The organism is Streptomyces sp. NBC_00400, from assembly GCF_036048035.1.
Lineage (GTDB): Bacteria > Actinomycetota > Actinomycetes > Streptomycetales > Streptomycetaceae > Streptomyces.
The window spans coordinates 4,225,185-4,240,763 of sequence record NZ_CP107940.1 but is presented as its reverse complement, the minus strand read 5'-3'; the positions used below and the strand labels follow the sequence as shown (position 1 = coordinate 4,240,763).

14 protein-coding genes and 1 riboswitch are annotated in these 15,579 nt (G+C 72.7%); of the genes, 7 read left to right on the top strand and 7 right to left on the bottom strand.

Going from position 1 to position 15,579, the window contains the following annotated elements:
- Positions 1-10 precede the first annotated feature (10 nt).
- Together OHS81_RS18440 and OHS81_RS18435 are read left to right on the top strand one after the other, a co-directional pair.
- Positions 11-1,339, top strand: coding sequence for a sensor histidine kinase (locus tag OHS81_RS18440; protein ID WP_328385839.1), 1,329 nt, complete (start codon positions 11-13; stop codon positions 1,337-1,339).
- Complete coding sequence (locus tag OHS81_RS18435) at positions 1,332-2,069, top strand: response regulator transcription factor (protein WP_328385838.1); 738 nt, start codon at positions 1,332-1,334, stop codon at positions 2,067-2,069. Before OHS81_RS18440 ends, OHS81_RS18435 begins: the two co-directional genes overlap by 8 nt.
- A gap of 240 nt (positions 2,070-2,309) precedes the next feature.
- Here the strand turns inward: OHS81_RS18435 and OHS81_RS18430 are convergent, their stop codons facing one another.
- From OHS81_RS18430 to OHS81_RS18415, 4 genes are all read right to left on the bottom strand, one after another.
- A complete protein-coding gene (locus OHS81_RS18430; protein WP_328385837.1) occupies positions 2,310-2,747 on the bottom strand; it encodes a DUF5994 family protein in 438 nt (145 codons plus the stop codon).
- Entirely contained in the window at positions 2,744-3,730 is a 987-nt protein-coding gene (locus OHS81_RS18425) for an acyl-CoA desaturase (RefSeq protein ID WP_328385836.1), read from the bottom strand. The genes OHS81_RS18430 and OHS81_RS18425 overlap by 4 nt, the downstream gene beginning before the upstream one ends.
- Positions 3,727-3,993, bottom strand: a complete 267-nt coding sequence (locus OHS81_RS18420) for a hypothetical protein (protein WP_328385835.1) — start codon at positions 3,991-3,993, stop codon at positions 3,727-3,729. Before OHS81_RS18420 ends, OHS81_RS18425 begins: the two co-directional genes overlap by 4 nt.
- A 232-nt stretch (positions 3,994-4,225) precedes the next feature.
- The gene (locus tag OHS81_RS18415; RefSeq protein WP_328385834.1) at positions 4,226-4,801 is read right to left on the bottom strand and encodes a TerD family protein; all 576 of its coding nucleotides are present in this window, start codon (positions 4,799-4,801) and stop codon (positions 4,226-4,228) included.
- Positions 4,802-5,039: 238 nt separating this feature from the next.
- On the opposite strand from OHS81_RS18415, the gene OHS81_RS18410 reads away from it, so the two are divergent.
- The 4 genes from OHS81_RS18410 to OHS81_RS18395 all read left to right on the top strand — a co-directional run bounded on the left by OHS81_RS18410 (position 5,040) and on the right by OHS81_RS18395 (position 8,611).
- Positions 5,040-5,570, top strand: coding sequence for a BlaI/MecI/CopY family transcriptional regulator (locus tag OHS81_RS18410; RefSeq protein ID WP_328385833.1), 531 nt, complete (start codon positions 5,040-5,042; stop codon positions 5,568-5,570).
- A 3-nt stretch (positions 5,571-5,573) separates the two neighbouring features.
- Positions 5,574-6,536: a M56 family metallopeptidase gene (locus OHS81_RS18405; RefSeq protein WP_328385832.1), complete on the top strand. Its 963-nt coding sequence runs from the start codon at positions 5,574-5,576 to the stop codon at positions 6,534-6,536.
- A gap of 143 nt (positions 6,537-6,679) precedes the next feature.
- A complete protein-coding gene (locus OHS81_RS18400; protein WP_328385831.1) occupies positions 6,680-6,934 on the top strand; it encodes a hypothetical protein in 255 nt (84 codons plus the stop codon).
- 348 nt (positions 6,935-7,282) lie between these two features.
- Positions 7,283-8,611 carry an LCP family protein gene (locus tag OHS81_RS18395; protein ID WP_328385830.1) on the top strand — a complete coding sequence of 443 codons (1,329 nt, stop codon included), beginning with the start codon at positions 7,283-7,285 and terminating at the stop codon, positions 8,609-8,611.
- A gap of 127 nt (positions 8,612-8,738) precedes the next feature.
- Here the strand turns inward: OHS81_RS18395 and OHS81_RS18390 are convergent, their stop codons facing one another.
- The 3 genes from OHS81_RS18390 to cobN all read right to left on the bottom strand — a co-directional run bounded on the left by OHS81_RS18390 (position 8,739) and on the right by cobN (position 13,768).
- On the bottom strand, positions 8,739-9,266 hold the full coding sequence (locus OHS81_RS18390; RefSeq protein WP_328385829.1) for a CGNR zinc finger domain-containing protein: 528 nt from the start codon (positions 9,264-9,266) through the stop codon (positions 8,739-8,741).
- Between the two features lie 398 nt (positions 9,267-9,664).
- The gene (locus OHS81_RS18385; RefSeq protein WP_328385828.1) at positions 9,665-9,937 is read right to left on the bottom strand and encodes a DUF1876 domain-containing protein; all 273 of its coding nucleotides are present in this window, start codon (positions 9,935-9,937) and stop codon (positions 9,665-9,667) included.
- Positions 9,938-10,165: 228 nt separating this feature from the next.
- On the bottom strand, positions 10,166-13,768 hold the full coding sequence (gene cobN / locus OHS81_RS18380; RefSeq protein WP_328385827.1) for a cobaltochelatase subunit CobN: 3,603 nt from the start codon (positions 13,766-13,768) through the stop codon (positions 10,166-10,168).
- A 56-nt stretch (positions 13,769-13,824) separates the two neighbouring features.
- A riboswitch (cobalamin riboswitch) is annotated at positions 13,825-13,897 on the bottom strand.
- Positions 13,898-14,099: 202 nt separating this feature from the next.
- Here cobN and cobG point away from each other — a divergent pair.
- Positions 14,100-15,566 carry a precorrin-3B synthase gene (gene cobG / locus OHS81_RS18375; protein WP_328385826.1) on the top strand — a complete coding sequence of 489 codons (1,467 nt, stop codon included), beginning with the start codon at positions 14,100-14,102 and terminating at the stop codon, positions 15,564-15,566.
- Positions 15,567-15,579: the final 13 nt, after the last annotated feature.

The following is a 15,579-nucleotide window of genomic DNA, read 5'->3' as shown; positions in this document are numbered from 1 at the left end:
CACTGCCCGCATGGCAAGCGTCGACAGCAAGGGCGGGACGGCGGGGCCCGTCACCCGGCCACCGGTGCCGCTCACCTCTCCCCCGCTCGCGCAGCCCCGCAGCTCCGCGCAGCAGGCGTGGGACCACAACTTGCGGCGGTGGGGCGGCTACCCGCTCCTCGGCCTCGGGGTCCTGGCCTCGGCCGCGTCGGCGGATCAGCTGCTGCCGGGACAGGAGGTGTGGGCGGCGGGTGTGCTGGTGGCTGCCGCGCTGGCGCTCCAGGTGTGGTGGAACCGGGCCGGCCACCGGCTGCCCGCGCAGGCACCGGCCGGGCAGGTCTACTACCTCGTCCGCTTTCTGCTGGCCTTCACGCTGACGTGGCTGAACCCCTTCTTCGCGATCTATGCAGTCCTCGGCTACTTCGACGCCGGGCATCTGCTGCCGCCGCGCTTCCTCCGTGCGGGGCTGCTGGCGACCGCGGTGATCATGTCCGGCTCGCAGTCCGGTGGGCTGCCCCCGGCGAGCGCCGTGAACTGGGTGGCATTCGGGCTGCTGTATATCCTCAACGCCCCCTTGGTACTGGTCTTCAGCCGTATCGCCGCCCAGGAGGCCGAGCACGCCGCGGCAAAGGCCGCCACCATCGCCGAGCTGGAACGCACCAACGCCCGGCTGGAGTCGGCGCTGGAGGAGAACGTCGGTCTCCACGCACAGCTACTGGTCCAGGCGCGCGAAGCGGGCATCGCCGATGAGCGCCGCCGGCTGGCCGCGGAGATCCATGACACTCTCGCGCAGGGCCTGGCCGGCATCATCACCCAGCTGGAGGCCGCTACCGAGAGCAGCGACCCGGCTGCCGCCCGCGGGCACGCCCGGCGCGCCGTGGCACTGGCCCGCGACAGCCTCGGCGAGGCCCGTCGCTCCGTGCACAACCTGGGCCCCGGCCTGCTGGAGCATGCCGCGCTGCCGGATGCCCTGCGCCGGACCGTCGAGGAGTGGTCGGCCGTGGCAGGCGTACGCGCCGAGTTCACCGTCACCGGAACCGCCGAGCCGCTGCACGACGAGGTCGAGGCCACCCTGCTGCGGATCGCCCAGGAGGGCCTGGCCAACGCCCGTCGGCACGCGGACGCTTCGCGGGTCGGCGTCACCCTTTCGTACATGGGGGACGAGGTGACGCTGGACATCCGCGACGACGGCCGTGGCTTTGACCCGGCGGCGCTGCCGCCCCGAGAGCGCACGGGCGGCTTCGGCCTCGGGGGAATGCGGGCACGTGCCGAACGGATCGCGGGCGCCGTCGGCATCGAATCCGAACCGGGCCAGGGAACAGCCGTCTCCGCACGCGTACCGTTGGTCCGCCATGGCTGAACACACCGAGCGCACCGGGCGGACCGAGCACGGCGACGGGGCGGAGCGCACCGAGCGGACCGACCGGACAGAGCGCACCGACCGGACAGAGCACGCCTGCCCGTCCGCCGTCGTCACCGTCCTCATCGTCGACGACCACCCCGTGGTCCGGGACGGTCTGCGCGGCATGTTCGCCTCCGCCGCCGGATTCGAGGTACTGGGTGAGGCCGGCAACGGCATCGAGGGCGTGGAACTCGCCGCACGCCTCGACCCCGATGTGGTCCTGATGGATCTGCGGATGCCGGGCGGCGGCGGGGTCGCGGCCATCATCGAGCTGGCGCGCCGGGCGCCGCGCTGCAAGGTGCTGGTGCTCACGACCTACGACACCGACTCCGACACCCTCCCGGCGATCGAGGCCGGTGCCACCGGCTATCTCCTCAAGGACACCCCTCGCGAGGAACTGTTCACGGCCGTCCGTGCGGCGGCCGAGGGCCGTACGGTGCTCTCGCCCGCGGTCGCCTCCCGTCTGGTCTCACGGGTCAGGTCACCGGGCAATGAACCGCTCAGCGCCCGCGAGCGCGAGGTCCTTGCACTCGTCGCCAAGGGCACCTCGAACCGTGAGATCGCCGCCGTGCTGTTCATCAGCGAGGCGACGGTCAAGACCCATCTGACGCATATCTACGGCAAGTTGGGTGCGAAGGACCGGGCCGCGGCGGTGGCGGTGGCGTACGACCGGGGGATTCTCGGTTAGCGGTGCCCGGCGTGCCTCGCCTTCGGGTGGTGCGGCGTCGCCCTCGGGTGGTGCGGCGTCGCTCTCAGATGGTGCGGCCTCCTCCGCGGGCGGTGCGCTCGTTTCACGTGAAACGGCCGCGGCCGACTGCCCGTTGGCATGGGGCAGCCCAAGCAGCCCCTGCAGCCCCTGCAGCCCCTGCAGCCCCTGGACTGTTGGTCCCGCTCAGGGGCCGCTGTCGGCTCCCCCGTGTGGTCCCGCTCAGGCCGGTGTCAGCTCCCCCGTGCGGGCCATCTCCGCCATCATGCGCACGGCCTCCGGCTCGGGGGTGCTGGGCGGGATGATCAGCAGGTCCCAGCGGCCGTGTCCGGGGGAGACCAGGCAGATGGTGTCGGGGCCGGGACGGCCGGTGGTTCTGCGGAGGCGGACGACATGGCCTTCGACGAGGGTGTGGGCGGGGAGCGCGGACCAGGGGGCGCCGTTCACCGTGGCGTGGCTGATCCGGGGCCAGTCGAAGGGGAGCGCGGCCAGCAGCTCGGGGAGTTCGGCCAGCAGGTCGGCCGAGTGGGGCCACCAGACACCGTCGATGCACCGCACCGTATCGGTGTGCGGGGCAATGGTCAGACGGGCGACGAGGGGTGGCGCGTGAGGCGCGTGGTGGTGAGGAGGGGCTGGGTGGGGATCCCCGGCGGTGGTCATGCGGTGCTCCTGATGCGGCGGTCCGCCACCCGTGCGGGGTCGGGCCACCGCACGTCCCGGACCCAGCCGAGACGTTCGAAGAGCCGGATGACGGCGGCGGACACATCGAGCTGACCGCGGTCGACGCCGTGCCGGGCGCAGGTCGGGTCGGCGTGGTGCAGGTTGTGCCAGCTCTCACCGAACGACAGCAGGGCCAGGGGCCACAGGTTGGTCGCCCGGTCGTGGCGCCGGGTGCGGAACGGACGCTCCCCGATGACATGGCAGAGCGAATTGACGGACCAGGTGACGTGATGCAACAGCGCGATCCGGATGAACCCGGCCCACAGCAGGGCGGTCAGTCCGGTGACCCAGGAGCCGCCGAGCGCCCAGCCCAGCCCGAACGGCAGGGCGAGGGTGAGCAGGCACAGCAGCGGGAACGCCCGGTCGACCGCGCGGATCCCGGGGTCGGCGAGCAGATCGGGCGCAAAGCGCCGGTGTGAGGTGGGGTCGTTGCCGAACAGCCAGCCGATGTGCGAGTGCACCAGTCCGCGCAGCTGACCGCGCAGGCTGGTGCCGTAGCGATAAGGGGAGTGCGGATCACCGGGCCGGTCGGTGTAGGCGTGGTGGCGACGGTGGGTGGCGACCCAGTCGATGACATCGCCTTGGAAGCTGAGCGAGCCCGCGAGGGCGAGCGCGACACGCAGTGCGGGGGTGGCGGTATAGCTGCCGTGGGTGAGGCCGCGGTGGAAGCCGACGGTGACCCCCAGGCCGCTGATGACGTAGAAGACGGCCAGCAGAACGAGGTCGGTGAGGTGGACGGCGCTGCCCCAGAGGAGAGGAATGGCGACGGCCAGGCCGACGAAGGGGGCGATGACGATGAGGGCGGTCACCGTGACGTACATCCGGCGGCCGGGGGTCGGCGGGGGCTCGGTGCCGCTGTCGGGGAACGGGGAGGTCCCGTCGTAGTCCCGTGCCGGCGGGTCGCCTCGGGCGGTGGACGTCACGGGTCGCCACCTGCCTTGTCCGGCGGCGTCGGTGGAGCGGCCGTCGGCGGTCCGGCCACCGGCGGTCCGGCCGCCGGAGGTACCGGGTGGGCATCGTCGTGATCGTGCGGGGGCTTGTGCTTCCGGTTTTGCAGCGAATGCTTCCAGTCCGCGTAGCGGTGGGGGGCCATCCGTCCGGTTCCCTGGGCATTGACCCGGGCGATGAACAGCGCCCCCAGCGCGACCAGCGCCAGCAGCACGACCACGGTCCACAGAGTCTGCATGGTGCTCACCTCACCGAATGCGCGCACCCCCGGGGTCCTGGGCGTACCCAAGCGCCCTCGGCGCCCTCGGCATCCTTCGGCGTTCCGGTGTTTCCAAGGTACCCCGGGGAGGACCGGTACATCCCGTTGTGGGTGATTATGGGCGGGAGGGCACGGGAGGGCACGGGCGCCCGCCCCCGCGCCCTCCCCCGGCACGGCCACCGGCACCGGCACCGCCCCCGGAGCCAGCGGCTCAGACGTTGACGCCGAAGTCCGCCGCGATGCCTGCCAGGCCGGATGCGTACCCCTGGCCCACGGCGCGGAATTTCCACTCCGCACCGCTCCGGTAGAGCTCCCCGAAGACCATCGCGGTCTCGGTCGAGGCGTCCTCGCTCAGGTCGTAGCGGGCCAGCTCCGCCCCGTCCGCCTGGTTGACGACGCGGATGAAGGCGTTGCGGACCTGGCCGAAACTCTGCCCGCGGCTCTCGGCATCGTGGATGGAGACCGGGAAGACGACCTTTGCGATCTCGGCGGGCACCGTGGAGAGCGTGACCTCGACGGACTCGTCGTCCCCCTCACCCTCGCCGGTCAGGTTGTCACCGGTGTGCCGCACCGAGCCATCGGGGCTGGTGAGGTTGTTGTAGAAGACGAAGTGGGCGTCGGAGACGACCTTGCCCGCCTCGGTGCACAGCAGCGCGCTGGCATCCAGGTCGTAGTCCGCGCCCGTCGTCGTCCGTACGTCCCAGCCGAGGCCGACCGTGACCGCGGTCAGTCCGGGGGCTTCCTTCGACAGCGAGACGTTGCCGCCCTTGGCCAGCGAGACTCCCATGGCTTCCCTCCAGGTGTTGTCTGCATTCCGGGTGAGCCTCAAAATCTACAGGAGTGTAGAAGTAGGCGGCCGGAGTCCGTGGCGTCCGGCGACGGTACGAGCGGACCACCGCCCGGATCCGGCCCCTCAGCAAGCACCCGGATCCGGGCCACCGGGCAAGCCGCCCCGATCCGAGCGCTCAGTAAGATGCCCCGACGTCCCGGCCAGCGGGACACCCGGAGCGACGGGAGGCGACGGCATGGGCGGGAAGGCCTTCGGGAACTTCGGCGGCGCCGGACGGGAGCGCGCCCGCAGGCGGGGGCAGGGCCAGCTGGAGGCCCAGGTGCTGGCCGCGCTGCACCAGGCGCCGGGGCCGGTCACCGCCGCCTGGGTACAGGAACGGCTCGGCGGCGACCTCGCGTACACGACCGTGATGACGATCCTCTCCCGGCTGCACGCCAAGCAGGCCGTCACCCGCGAGCGGTCCGGCCGTGCCTACGTCTGGACGCCGGCCGCCGACGAGGCCGGGCTCGCCGCACTGCGGATGCGCCGCGTCCTGGACGGCGAACCGGACCGGGACGCCGTACTGACCAGCTTCGTCTCCGCGCTCTCCATCCACGACGAGCAATTGCTGCGCACCCTCCTCGACCGCGATGCGGCCGAGGATCCCACGACGGCCGACGGCCCCACGACGGCCGAGGACACCGCGACGGCCAAGGACACCGCGACGGCCGACGACCCCACGCCTCCCGGCCGGCACCACCCCTCGGACGAAGCGCGCGGAGGCTGACCGGTGGGCGTCTTCGTATTCCTGCCGCTCGTCCTGCCGCTCACCGCCCTGCCGATCGCCCGGCTCGCGGAGCAGCACCTCCACCCCCGCGCCACCACTCGCCTGCTGACCCTGCTCGCCGCGGTCCTCGGCCTGTGCAGCACGCTGTGCCTGGGCCTGCTGGTGGTCGTCGGCACCGCCCAACTGCGCGGCAATCCGCTGCCCGACGGCTGGTCGGACCCTCAGGTGCGGGCCGCGGTCCCGTTCGCCGAGGTCGCGGGCGTCGCCGCGATCCCGCTGCTGGCCGCCGCGCTCGCCACGTGCGGCGCGGCGCTGCGCCGGCACCGCCGCATCCGGGCCCGTACCCACCGTGCGCTGAACGGGCTGCCGGCCGACGCCGATCCCGCGGTGCTGCCGGACGACGAGCCCTACGCCTACGCCGTGCCCGGCACCCCGGCCCGCCCCGGACGGCCCGCCAGGCCCGGCCGGGTCGCGGTCTCCCGCGGGATGCTGCGCAGCCTGGACGGCGACGAGCGGCGGGCCCTGTTCGCCCATGAGCGCGCTCATCTGCACTGCCGCCACCACCGCTATCTGCTCGCCGTACGCCTGGCCGGCTGCGTCAACCCGCTGCTGCTGCCGCTGCGTTCGGCGGTCGCCTTCGCCACCGAGCGCTGGGCGGACGAGGAGGCGGCGCAGGTGGTCGGCGACCGGCGGCTGACCGCGCGTGCGGTGGGCAAGGCAGCGCTGGTCACCCGGTCCGCGGAACCGGGTCTGGCACACTTCGCGGCGCCCGAACCGGGCCCGGTGCCGCGCCGGGTGGTGGCGCTGCTCGGGCCCGTACCGCCGGCCCGCCACTGGCCGCCGGCCCTGACGCCGGCCGGTCTGGCGGCCCTGGTCGCCGCGGCGGGCACGGCCGCCTCCGCCGTCTCCGCGCTCAACGCCGCGGTAGCGCTGTTCGTTGTTCTGAAGGCAGCAACGCCCCTCTAGGGGCACACTGACCCTTGACCCTCACGGGGCACGCACGGCGCACCCGCGCTGCGCGAACCCCGTACCGGGCAACTTCTACAACGCTGTAGATCTTCCCGGTACAGTGGCGCGCACATGCGCAACAGGCGCGGCCTGAGGGGGAGATGGCAACGAGGCGCGGACTCCTGACCTGGGACTGCCCGCCCCCAGAGGCGGAGGTGCGATGGGTTTATCAGCCGGTGGAGGTCCAATACCCGGACGGCAAGTGGATGTTGGGCCGGATCAACGCCTGGTGGACGGACGGTGCGGGCGAGTTGTGGTGTCGGCTGCGCACCCTGCCCGGCAGCGCAAGCGCGTGTCCGCAGTGGCTGCGCTACGACCCCGAGTCCATACTGCTGCTGCCCAGCACCGGCATCTGATCCGCCCTCCCCAGCCGCCACAGCAGACGCTGACGACACAGCAGGCCCTGCCGCCACAGCCGACATCGTCGGCCGCCGCTGCCGTGCCCTCCCCCCTAGAGCACCGCTCGCCTCACCAGTATCAGAAGGACCAGAAGGGCCATCGGCGTGCATGACAGGCAGACGCACCAGCAGACGGCCCGGCGCGGCACCCGCGGCGCATCCGGAACGTCCCGTACCACCGGCGGAACGTCGCGTACCACCGGCGGCACGTCGCGTACCACCGGCGGAGCTACGCGAACCACCGGCAGAAGGTCCCGTAGAGCCGGCGACGGCTCCGGTCCCGCGGGCGGTACGGGCAAGCTGCGGATGACCCGCCGCGGCCGCATCCTCGCCTGGACCGGTGGCGTACTCGGCGTGCTGCTGCTCGGCACGGCCGGCGTCGGGGCGTGGGTCTACCAGCACCTGGACGGCAATATCCACGGCGTGGACATCGGGGTCGACGGCGCCCGGCCGGTCAACCTCAGCCCCGGCTCCAAGAACATTTTGGTCGTCGGCTCCGACAGCCGCGCGGGTGCCAACGCCAAGTACGGCAGGAACCTCACCACCATGCAGTCGGACACGCTGATGGTGCTGCACATCGCCGCCGACCGTAAGTGGGCCACCGCGCTGTCCTTCCCCCGGGACTCCTGGGTGCAGATCCCCGCCTGCACCCGGGGCAACGGCTCGAAGTCGGCCCCGCACCACTTCAAGATCAATGAGGCGTTCTCGATCGGCGGTGACTCCGGCGACATCCGCAAGGCCGCGGCCTGCACCATCAAGACCGTCGAGAAGAACACCGGGCTGCGCATCGACCACTTCACCTCGGTCGACTTCCAGGGCTTCAAGGGCATGGTCAACGCGCTGGGCGGCATAGAGGTCTGCCCCAAGCACGCCATCCACGACAAGAAGGCCCATCTCGACATGGCGGCGGGCTGCCAGAACGTCCGGGACGAGAAGGCGCTCGGTTACGTCCGCACCCGCTACAGCGTCGGCGACGGCTCCGACCTCGGCCGCATCGGCCGCCAGCAGGAATTCATGAAGGCCCTGGGCGCCAAGGCCCAGTCCAAGCTCACCAGCCCCACCGAGCTCTACGACTTCCTGAACTCGGCCACCAAGTCCCTCACCACCGACAACGCCCTGGCCGGTATCAAGCCGCTCTACGACCTGGCCGCGACCGTCAAGGACATCCCCACCGACCGCCTCACCTTCCTGACCGTCCCCAACTACTACCGCGAGGCCGACGTCCCGACCGACAAGGCCAATGTCGTCTGGCAGTACCCGCAGGCCGGCCGGCTCTTCAGCGACCTGGCGCACGACCGCGAGATCGGCGCCGCCGGAAAGCAGAAGCTCGCCGAGGCCGCGAAGAACCCGGTGACCGCCCACGCCGTACAGGTCCGCGTCCTCAACGGCACCGGCGTACCCGGCCGGGCCGCCTCCGCCGCCGACCAGCTGCGGGCGCTCGGCTTCACGGTCGTCGGCACCGGCAACGCCCCGGCGACGGACAAGACCACCGTCAGCTACCCGGCCGCGCTCAAGACGCAGAGCGAGGTGCTGTCCTCCCGCCTCCCCGGGACCAAGGCCACGGAGTCGGCCGGGGCGGCACCGGGCGCGGTGACGCTGACGATCGGACCGGACTTCCCGACGGAAAGCCACTAGGGATCCCGTCGGGCCGGGGAGCGGCTGCCGGGCTGCCGGGCTGCCGGGCTGCCGGGCTGCCGGGCTGCCGGAAAGGATCTCCGAAAAAAACCTCAGGGCAAGACCTCTACGGCCCGAGGCCCGACGACTACGGCCCGAGGCCCGACGACCGGGACCGGTGTCGCATCACTGCTTCGGTGTTCCCGCAGCGTGCTGTGCAATACCGCCGTCGCCCGTTCCTGGACGTGTCCACATAGGCGCGGGAGCACTCGGCGCGCAGGCACCGCCCGAGCCTTGCTCCCCCTTCCCAGCACAGGACGAAGGCAAGGCCACCGGCGGTGACCGCCTTGACCCTGGAGAGCACATCAGCCTCGTCGGGCACGAAGTGAAGATGGGGCTGGAGCCCGTCATGGGTGGTCACCCAGGGACGGATGGTCGCCGCCACCAGCAGGTCGTTCACGGCTGAGCACTGCTCAGCCGGATCAGCGGAACGGAAAACGCGGGCCAGTTGATCCCGCCACCATCGAAAGCCGTCCACATCGGCATCGACGACTGCCGGGCGGCGAATCTCATGCGCCTCCAACAGGCCTTGCACGCTTGCCGCGCTCATCTCGGGCAGATTGATCAAATCGGCCGACAGCACGGCCCCGAGACGGCCGTAGTGATTCTGCTTCACGTGACCGTCCCGGATGTTACGGAACCCCACAGTCCGTGGTCCGGCGCCTTCCGCCCGGGCTCACCTGGATCAGCTGAACGTCGGAGCGGGCGATGAGCCATCCACTGGTGTGGCACCACAGGTACCGCACCATTCCCTCGGACGTGGGGTGTTCCGATATCGGGCGGCAGGATTCGGAGGAGAGGCCGCATGCGGGACACCACCACGGTTCACACTGCGCATCTGAGAGTCGTGCCATGTCCGCCAGCGTGCGGTCATGGGTCAAGTACATACAACCATTACATGACCGGCGGGCGGCGTGTGCCGGACGCCACGTCCTCCCGGCATGCCGGACAGGGCATGCCACCGACGCCGCCGGGCGTGTCTGCCGGACGGCGTCCGGTGTGTCGGCGGCCGCCTCAGGCGCGCAGGCGCTCCACCGGCCGGGCCGTGTGCACTTCGATGTCGTGCGCGGCGCGCTGCAGCAGCTGATGGCTGAGGTCCGACATCGCCCGTGACACGGCCAGCTCGTCCCCGATGGCCGGGACGTTCTCGTCGGCTGGGTTACAGCGGGCCTCCCCCTGGCCGACCATCTGCCCGCCCGCCTTGCCCCGCAGCCTGGCCTCGGCCCGGACCTCGTTGTCGGTCTCGGTGATGCTGATCTCGGCGTTCCATGTCTTCGTGCCGGTCACCGGAAGCCTCCTCGTCCGCCCGGGGGCAGCACAGCCACCGCCCCCACAAAAATCCTCGCACCGGGGCCCGCGGGCCGCACCCGGGCCGGGAGCATCGCTGTGGGGCGGAGGCATCACCGTGGGGCCGGGGCATCACCTTGGGCCGGAGAGACCGCACGGCAAAGCCCGCCTGATGCCGAGGCATCAGGCGGGCCCGGGCAGGCGGCGGCGCCCCCGCCGCCGCGTCCGTCAGTCCTCCCCCTCCAGCTCCCCTTCGGTCTCCAGGAACGCCTGCCGCAGCGCCGCCAGCGTCTCGGCGTCCGGCTTCTCCCACATACCGCGCGACTCGGCCTCCAGGAGGCGTTCGGCGATGCCGTGCAGGGCCCAGGGGTTGGCTTCCTGGAGGAAGTCGCGGTTCTCGGGGTCGAGGACGTAGGTCTGGGCGAGCTTGTCGTACATCCAGTCGGCGATCACGCCCGTGGTGGCGTCGTAGCCGAACAAGTAGTCCACGGTCGCGGCGAGTTCGAAGGCGCCCTTGTAGCCGTGGCGGCGCATCGCCTCGATCCAGCGGGGGTTGACCACCCGGGCGCGGAAGACCCGGGAGGTCTCCTCGACCAGGGTGCGGGTGCGGACCGTCTCGGGACGGGTGGAGTCCCCGATGTACGCCTCGGGGGCCTTGCCCTTGAGCGCCTTGACGGTGGCGACCATGCCGCCGTGGTACTGGAAGTAGTCGTCGGAGTCCGCGATGTCGTGCTCGCGGGTGTCGGTGTTCTTGGCGGCGACCGCGATGCGCTTGTAGGCGGTCTCCATCTCGTCCCGGGCCGGGCGGCCTTCGAGACCGCGGCCGTAGGCGTAGCCGCCCCAGACGGTGTAGACCTCGGCGAGGTCGGCGTCGGTGCGCCAGTCGCGGGAGTCGATCAGCTGGAGCAGGCCCGCGCCGTACGTCCCCGGGCGGGAGCCGAAGATACGGGTGGTCGCGCGCCGCTCGTCACCGTGCTCGGCCAGGTCGGCCTGGGCGTGAGCGCGGACGAAGTTCGACTCCGCGGGCTCGTCCAGGCCGGCGACCAGCCGTACGGCGTCGTCGAGCAGGCCGATGACGTGCGGGAACGCATCACGGAAGAAGCCGGAGATGCGCAGGGTGACATCGATACGGGGGCGGCCGAGCTCGGCGAGGTCGACCGGCTCCAGGCCGTTGACCCGACGCGAGGCGTCGTCCCATACGGGGCGGACGCCCAGCAGGGCCAGGGCCTCGGCCACATCGTCGCCGCTGGTCCGCATCGCGCTGGTGCCCCACAGGGACAGGCCGACCGACTGCGGCCAGTCGCCGTTGTCGGTGCGGTAGCGCTCCAGCAGGGAGTCGGCGAGCGCCTGGCCGGTCTCCCAGGCGAGGCGGGAGGGCACGGCCTTGGGGTCGACGGAGTAGAAGTTCCGGCCCGTCGGCAGGACGTTGACCAGGCCGCGCAGCGGGGATCCCGAGGGCCCGGCCGGGACGAAGCCGCCGTTCAGCGCATGGACGGCGTGGTCGATCTCGTCGGTGGTGGCGGCGAGGCGCGGGACGACCTGGCGGGCGGCGAAGTCGAGGATGTCGGCGACCGCGGACGGGTGCCCCTCGGCGACTCCGGGCACCGCCGCCGGGTCCCAGCCCGCGTCCTCCATCGCCTGGACCAGGCCACGGGCGGTCTCCTCGGCCGCGTCGGCGGTCGTCCGGGTGGCCGCCGACTCGTCGAGACCGAGCGCCTCCCGCAGACCGGGCAGGGCGGAGGTACCGCCCCAGATCTGGCGGGCGCGGAGGATGGAGAGGACGAGATTGACGCGCGCCTCACCGGCCGGGGCGCCGCCCAGGACGTGCAGACCGTCGCGGATCTGGGCGTCCTTGACCTCGCACAGCCAGCCGTCGACGTGCAGCAGGAAGTCGTCGAAGCCGTCGTCGTCGGGGCGCTCGTCCATCCCCAGGTCGTGGTCGAGCTTGGCGGCCTGGATCAGCGTCCAGATCTGGGCCCGGATCGCGGGCAGCTTGGCCGGGTCCATGGCGGAGATCGCCGCGTACTCGTCGAGCAGCTGCTCCAGGCGCGCGATGTCGCCGTAGGACTCGGCGCGGGCCATCGGCGGGACGAGGTGGTCGACGAGGGTGGCGTGGACCCGGCGCTTGGCCTGGGTGCCCTCGCCGGGGTCGTTGACCAGGAAGGGGTAGACGAGCGGCAGGTCGCCGAGGGCGGCGTCCGGGCCGCAGGCCGCGGACAGGCCGGCGTTCTTGCCGGGCAGCCACTCCAGGTTGCCGTGCTTGCCCAGGTGGACCATGGCGTCCGCGCCGAATCCGCCGTCGTCGGCGGAGGCCGCGATCCAGCGGTACGCCGCCAAGTAGTGGTGCGAGGGCGGCAGATCGGGGTCGTGGTAGATCGCGATCGGGTTCTCGCCGAAGCCGCGCGGCGGCTGGATGAGGATGAGGAGATTGCCGCGGCGCAGGGCGGCCAGCACGATGTCGCCGTCGGGGTTGCGGCTCCGGTCGACGAACATCTCGCCGGGCGGCGGCCCCCAGTGCTCCTCGACGGAGTCCCGGAGCTCCTGCGGCAGCGTGGCGTACCAGCGCTTGTAGTCGGCCGCCGGGATACGGACGGGGTTGCGGGCGAGCTGTTCCTCGGTGAGCCATTCCTGGTCGTGGCCGCCGGCCTCGATGAGGGCGTAGATCAGCTCGTCGCCGTCGCCGGAGACCAGGCCGGGAACCTCTTCGGTGCCGAAGTCGTAGCCGTCGGCCTGGAGGCGGCGCAGCAGGGCCACGGCGCTGGCCGGGGTGTCCAGGCCGACCGCGTTGCCGATCCGGGAGTGCTTGGTCGGGTAGGCGGACAGCACCAGGGCGAGGCGCTTGTCCGCGGCCGGGATGTGGCGCAGCCGGGCGTGCCGGACGGCGATCCCGGCGACCCGGGCGGCGCGCTCGGGGTCGGCGACGTAGACCGGCAGGCCGTCCTCGTCGACCTCCTTGAAGGAGAACGGCACGGTGATCAGCCGGCCGTCGAACTCGGGGACGGCGATCTGCGAGGCGGCGTCCAGCGGCGACAGGCCCTCGTCGTTCTCCTCCCAGGCGCTGCGCGGCCCGGTCAGGCACAGCGCCTGCAGGATCGGTACGTCGAGGGCGGCCAGCGCGCCCGCGTCCCACGACTCGTCGTCACCGCCGGCGGACGCCTCGGCGGGCTTGCTGCCACCCGCCGCGAGGACCGTGGTGACCAGGGCGTCGGCGGCCCGCAGCTCCTCGATCAGCTCCGGCTCGGGGGCGCGGAGGGAGGCGACGAACAGGGGACGGGCCCGGCCGCCCGCAGCCTCGATCTGCTCGCACAGGGTCCGTACGAAGCCGGTGTTGCCGCTCATGTGGTGCGCGCGGTAGTAGAGCACGGAGATCAGCGGGCCGGTCTCGTTGCGGCCTTCCCACCCCAGCGGGCCCCAGGACGGTGCGGGCTCCGGCGGCTCGAAGCCGTGGCCGGTCAGCAGCACCGTGTCGGACAGGAAGCGGGCGAGCTGGCCGAGGTTGGCGGGCCCGCCGTGCGCGAGGTAGGCGTGCGCCTCGGCCGCGATGCCGACCGGGACCGTCGACTGCTCCATGAGCTGGGCGTCGGGGGCCTGTTCACCGGTGAGGACGACGACCGGCCGGTGCTGGTCCTCGGCGAGCAGCACCTCCAGGCCCTCCTCCCAGGCGCGGATGCCGCCGAGGAGGCGTACGACGACGAGGTCACAGCCCTCCAGCAGGGCGGGCAGCTCGGCGACGTCGAGACGGGCGGGGTTGGCGAGCCGGTACGGCACGGGGCCCATGGCCGCGCGGGCACTGAGCAGGTCGGTGTCGGAGGTCGACAGCAGCAGAAGCATGCGAGCGCAGGCCTTCCTCGGGGTGTCCGCGCCCCGGGTGGTCGTAAGGACGGCGGGAGTTCCTGGCTCGCCCGGCAGCTGCCGGGTTCACAGTGGCGGGACCGCGCCGGATTCTCACCGGGCTTCCTCCCCAGGGTCGTGGACCCTGCGCCGTCGCTGGCGTCCGGTGGGCCAGCCGACCCACCGACCTGCATAGTAAGGGCTATGGGCGGGCGAGGTAAGCGGGCCTCCGGGCAGCCCGCGGCAGGACGGGGGCGCGCACGCGGCGGGCCGGGTGCACGGCCGGATCCGGCCCGGGTCGGCGCCCACCCCCGTGGGTATGCTCGCGGCCATGCCGCCCTCCCCCTCGACACGGTCCCAGGCCGCCGCACCGCCGCTGCGCGACCGCGGTGACGCCTGCCCGGGAGCGCTGCGGCTGCACCAGGCCGCCGACGGCCACCTCGCCCGCATCCGGCTGCCCGCCGGAGATTTGACGGTGCGTCAGGCATCTGCCCTGGCCGACGTCGCTGACCTGCTCGGTGACGGTCATCTCTCCCTCACCTCCCGCGGCAACGCCGAGCTCCGCGGCCTGGCGGAGGACTGCGGCGGCCGCCTCGCCGCCCTCCTGCGCGACGCCGGTCTGCTGCCCTCCGAGCGCCACGAACGCATCCGCAACATCCTCGCCTCGCCGCTGGCCGGACTGGACCGGCACACCCCTTCTGACGTGCGACGGTGGGCCCGTGAGCTGGACGCACTGCTCTGTGCGAGCGAGTCCGCGACCGCCCTCTCCGGCCGCTTCCTGTTCGTTCTGGACGACGGGCGGGGCGATGTGGCGGCGTTCGGCGGGGATGTGAGCTTGCTCGCAGAACCGGGAGCGGACGGCAACGGAGACGAGGAAGCGGGAGCGGACGGGAACGGAGACGGGGAACCGGGAGCGGACGGGAACGGGGACCGGACCGGCCCGGCCGCCGGCGCCCTGCTGCGGGTCGGCGACGATCCGGCGGCGCTGCGGATCGCCGGCCCGGACGTACCGCGCGCCGCGCTCGCCGCCGCCGAGGCCTTCCTGACCGCCGCCGCGGCGAGCGGCAGCGGCGCCTGGCGGGTCCGCGAACTCCCGGACGGGCACGGACTCACGGCCCGGGACGTGGCCGAGGCACTGCGGTCGGCGGGCATCGAGGCCGCTTACGTGGCCGAGCCGCCCACACCCGGCGCCCGCACCTCCCCGCCGTACGCCCCGTCCTACGCCCCGCCGTACGCGGACTCCGCCACCCCCGGCATCGTCGAAGGCCCCGACGGCGACCGGGCGCTCTCGGTCCTGGCACCGCTGGGCCGGCTGTCGGTGGCCCAATGGCGGCTGCTGACCACGATCGCCGACGCCGACGGCTCCGGCGCGCTGCGCCTCACCCCGTGGCGCGGCATCGTCCTGCCCGGACTGCCGGCCGCCACGGCATCGGACCGCCTGACGGAGCTCACCGCCGCCGGCCTGATCACCGACCCGGCCTCCCCCTGGCACCGCCTCGGCGCCTGCACGGGCCGCCCCGGCTGCGCCAAGTCCCGCACCGACGTACGCGCCGACGCCACGGCCGCCGTCGCCGCCGGCACGACCGTCCCGGACGAAGCGCCCACCGCCTCCCCTCCCTTGGGCCTCCCCGTCTACTGGTCCGGCTGCGAACGCCGCTGCGGTCACCCGCACGGCACCTGGGTCGACGTACTGGCCACGGCGGAGGGCTACCGGGTAGCACTGGTGGAGCCGGACACCGCCCCGACCGGCGCCCCGACCTCCGCACACACCGCGGCGCCCCCGCCCCCGGCCCAATGAGCCACCCCAAAAC

Bases quoted from the DNA above. Each gene is read 5' to 3' on its own strand.
- OHS81_RS18440 (WP_328385839.1), top strand. From the start codon at position 11: ATGGCAAGCGTCGACAGCAAGGGCGGGACGGCGGGGCCCGTCACCCGG.
- OHS81_RS18430 (WP_328385837.1), bottom strand. From the start codon at position 2,747: ATGACCACCGCCGGGGATCCCCACCCAGCCCCTCCTCACCACCACGCG.
- OHS81_RS18395 (WP_328385830.1), top strand. From the start codon at position 7,283: ATGACCCGCCGCGGCCGCATCCTCGCCTGGACCGGTGGCGTACTCGGC.
- OHS81_RS18410 (WP_328385833.1), top strand. From the start codon at position 5,040: ATGGGCGGGAAGGCCTTCGGGAACTTCGGCGGCGCCGGACGGGAGCGC.
- cobG (WP_328385826.1), top strand. From the start codon at position 14,100: ATGCCGCCCTCCCCCTCGACACGGTCCCAGGCCGCCGCACCGCCGCTG.
- cobN (WP_328385827.1), bottom strand. From the start codon at position 13,768: ATGCTTCTGCTGCTGTCGACCTCCGACACCGACCTGCTCAGTGCCCGC.
- OHS81_RS18415 (WP_328385834.1), bottom strand. From the start codon at position 4,801: ATGGGAGTCTCGCTGGCCAAGGGCGGCAACGTCTCGCTGTCGAAGGAA.
- OHS81_RS18420 (WP_328385835.1), bottom strand. From the start codon at position 3,993: ATGCAGACTCTGTGGACCGTGGTCGTGCTGCTGGCGCTGGTCGCGCTG.
- OHS81_RS18435 (WP_328385838.1), top strand. From the start codon at position 1,332: ATGGCTGAACACACCGAGCGCACCGGGCGGACCGAGCACGGCGACGGG.
- OHS81_RS18400 (WP_328385831.1), top strand. From the start codon at position 6,680: ATGGCAACGAGGCGCGGACTCCTGACCTGGGACTGCCCGCCCCCAGAG.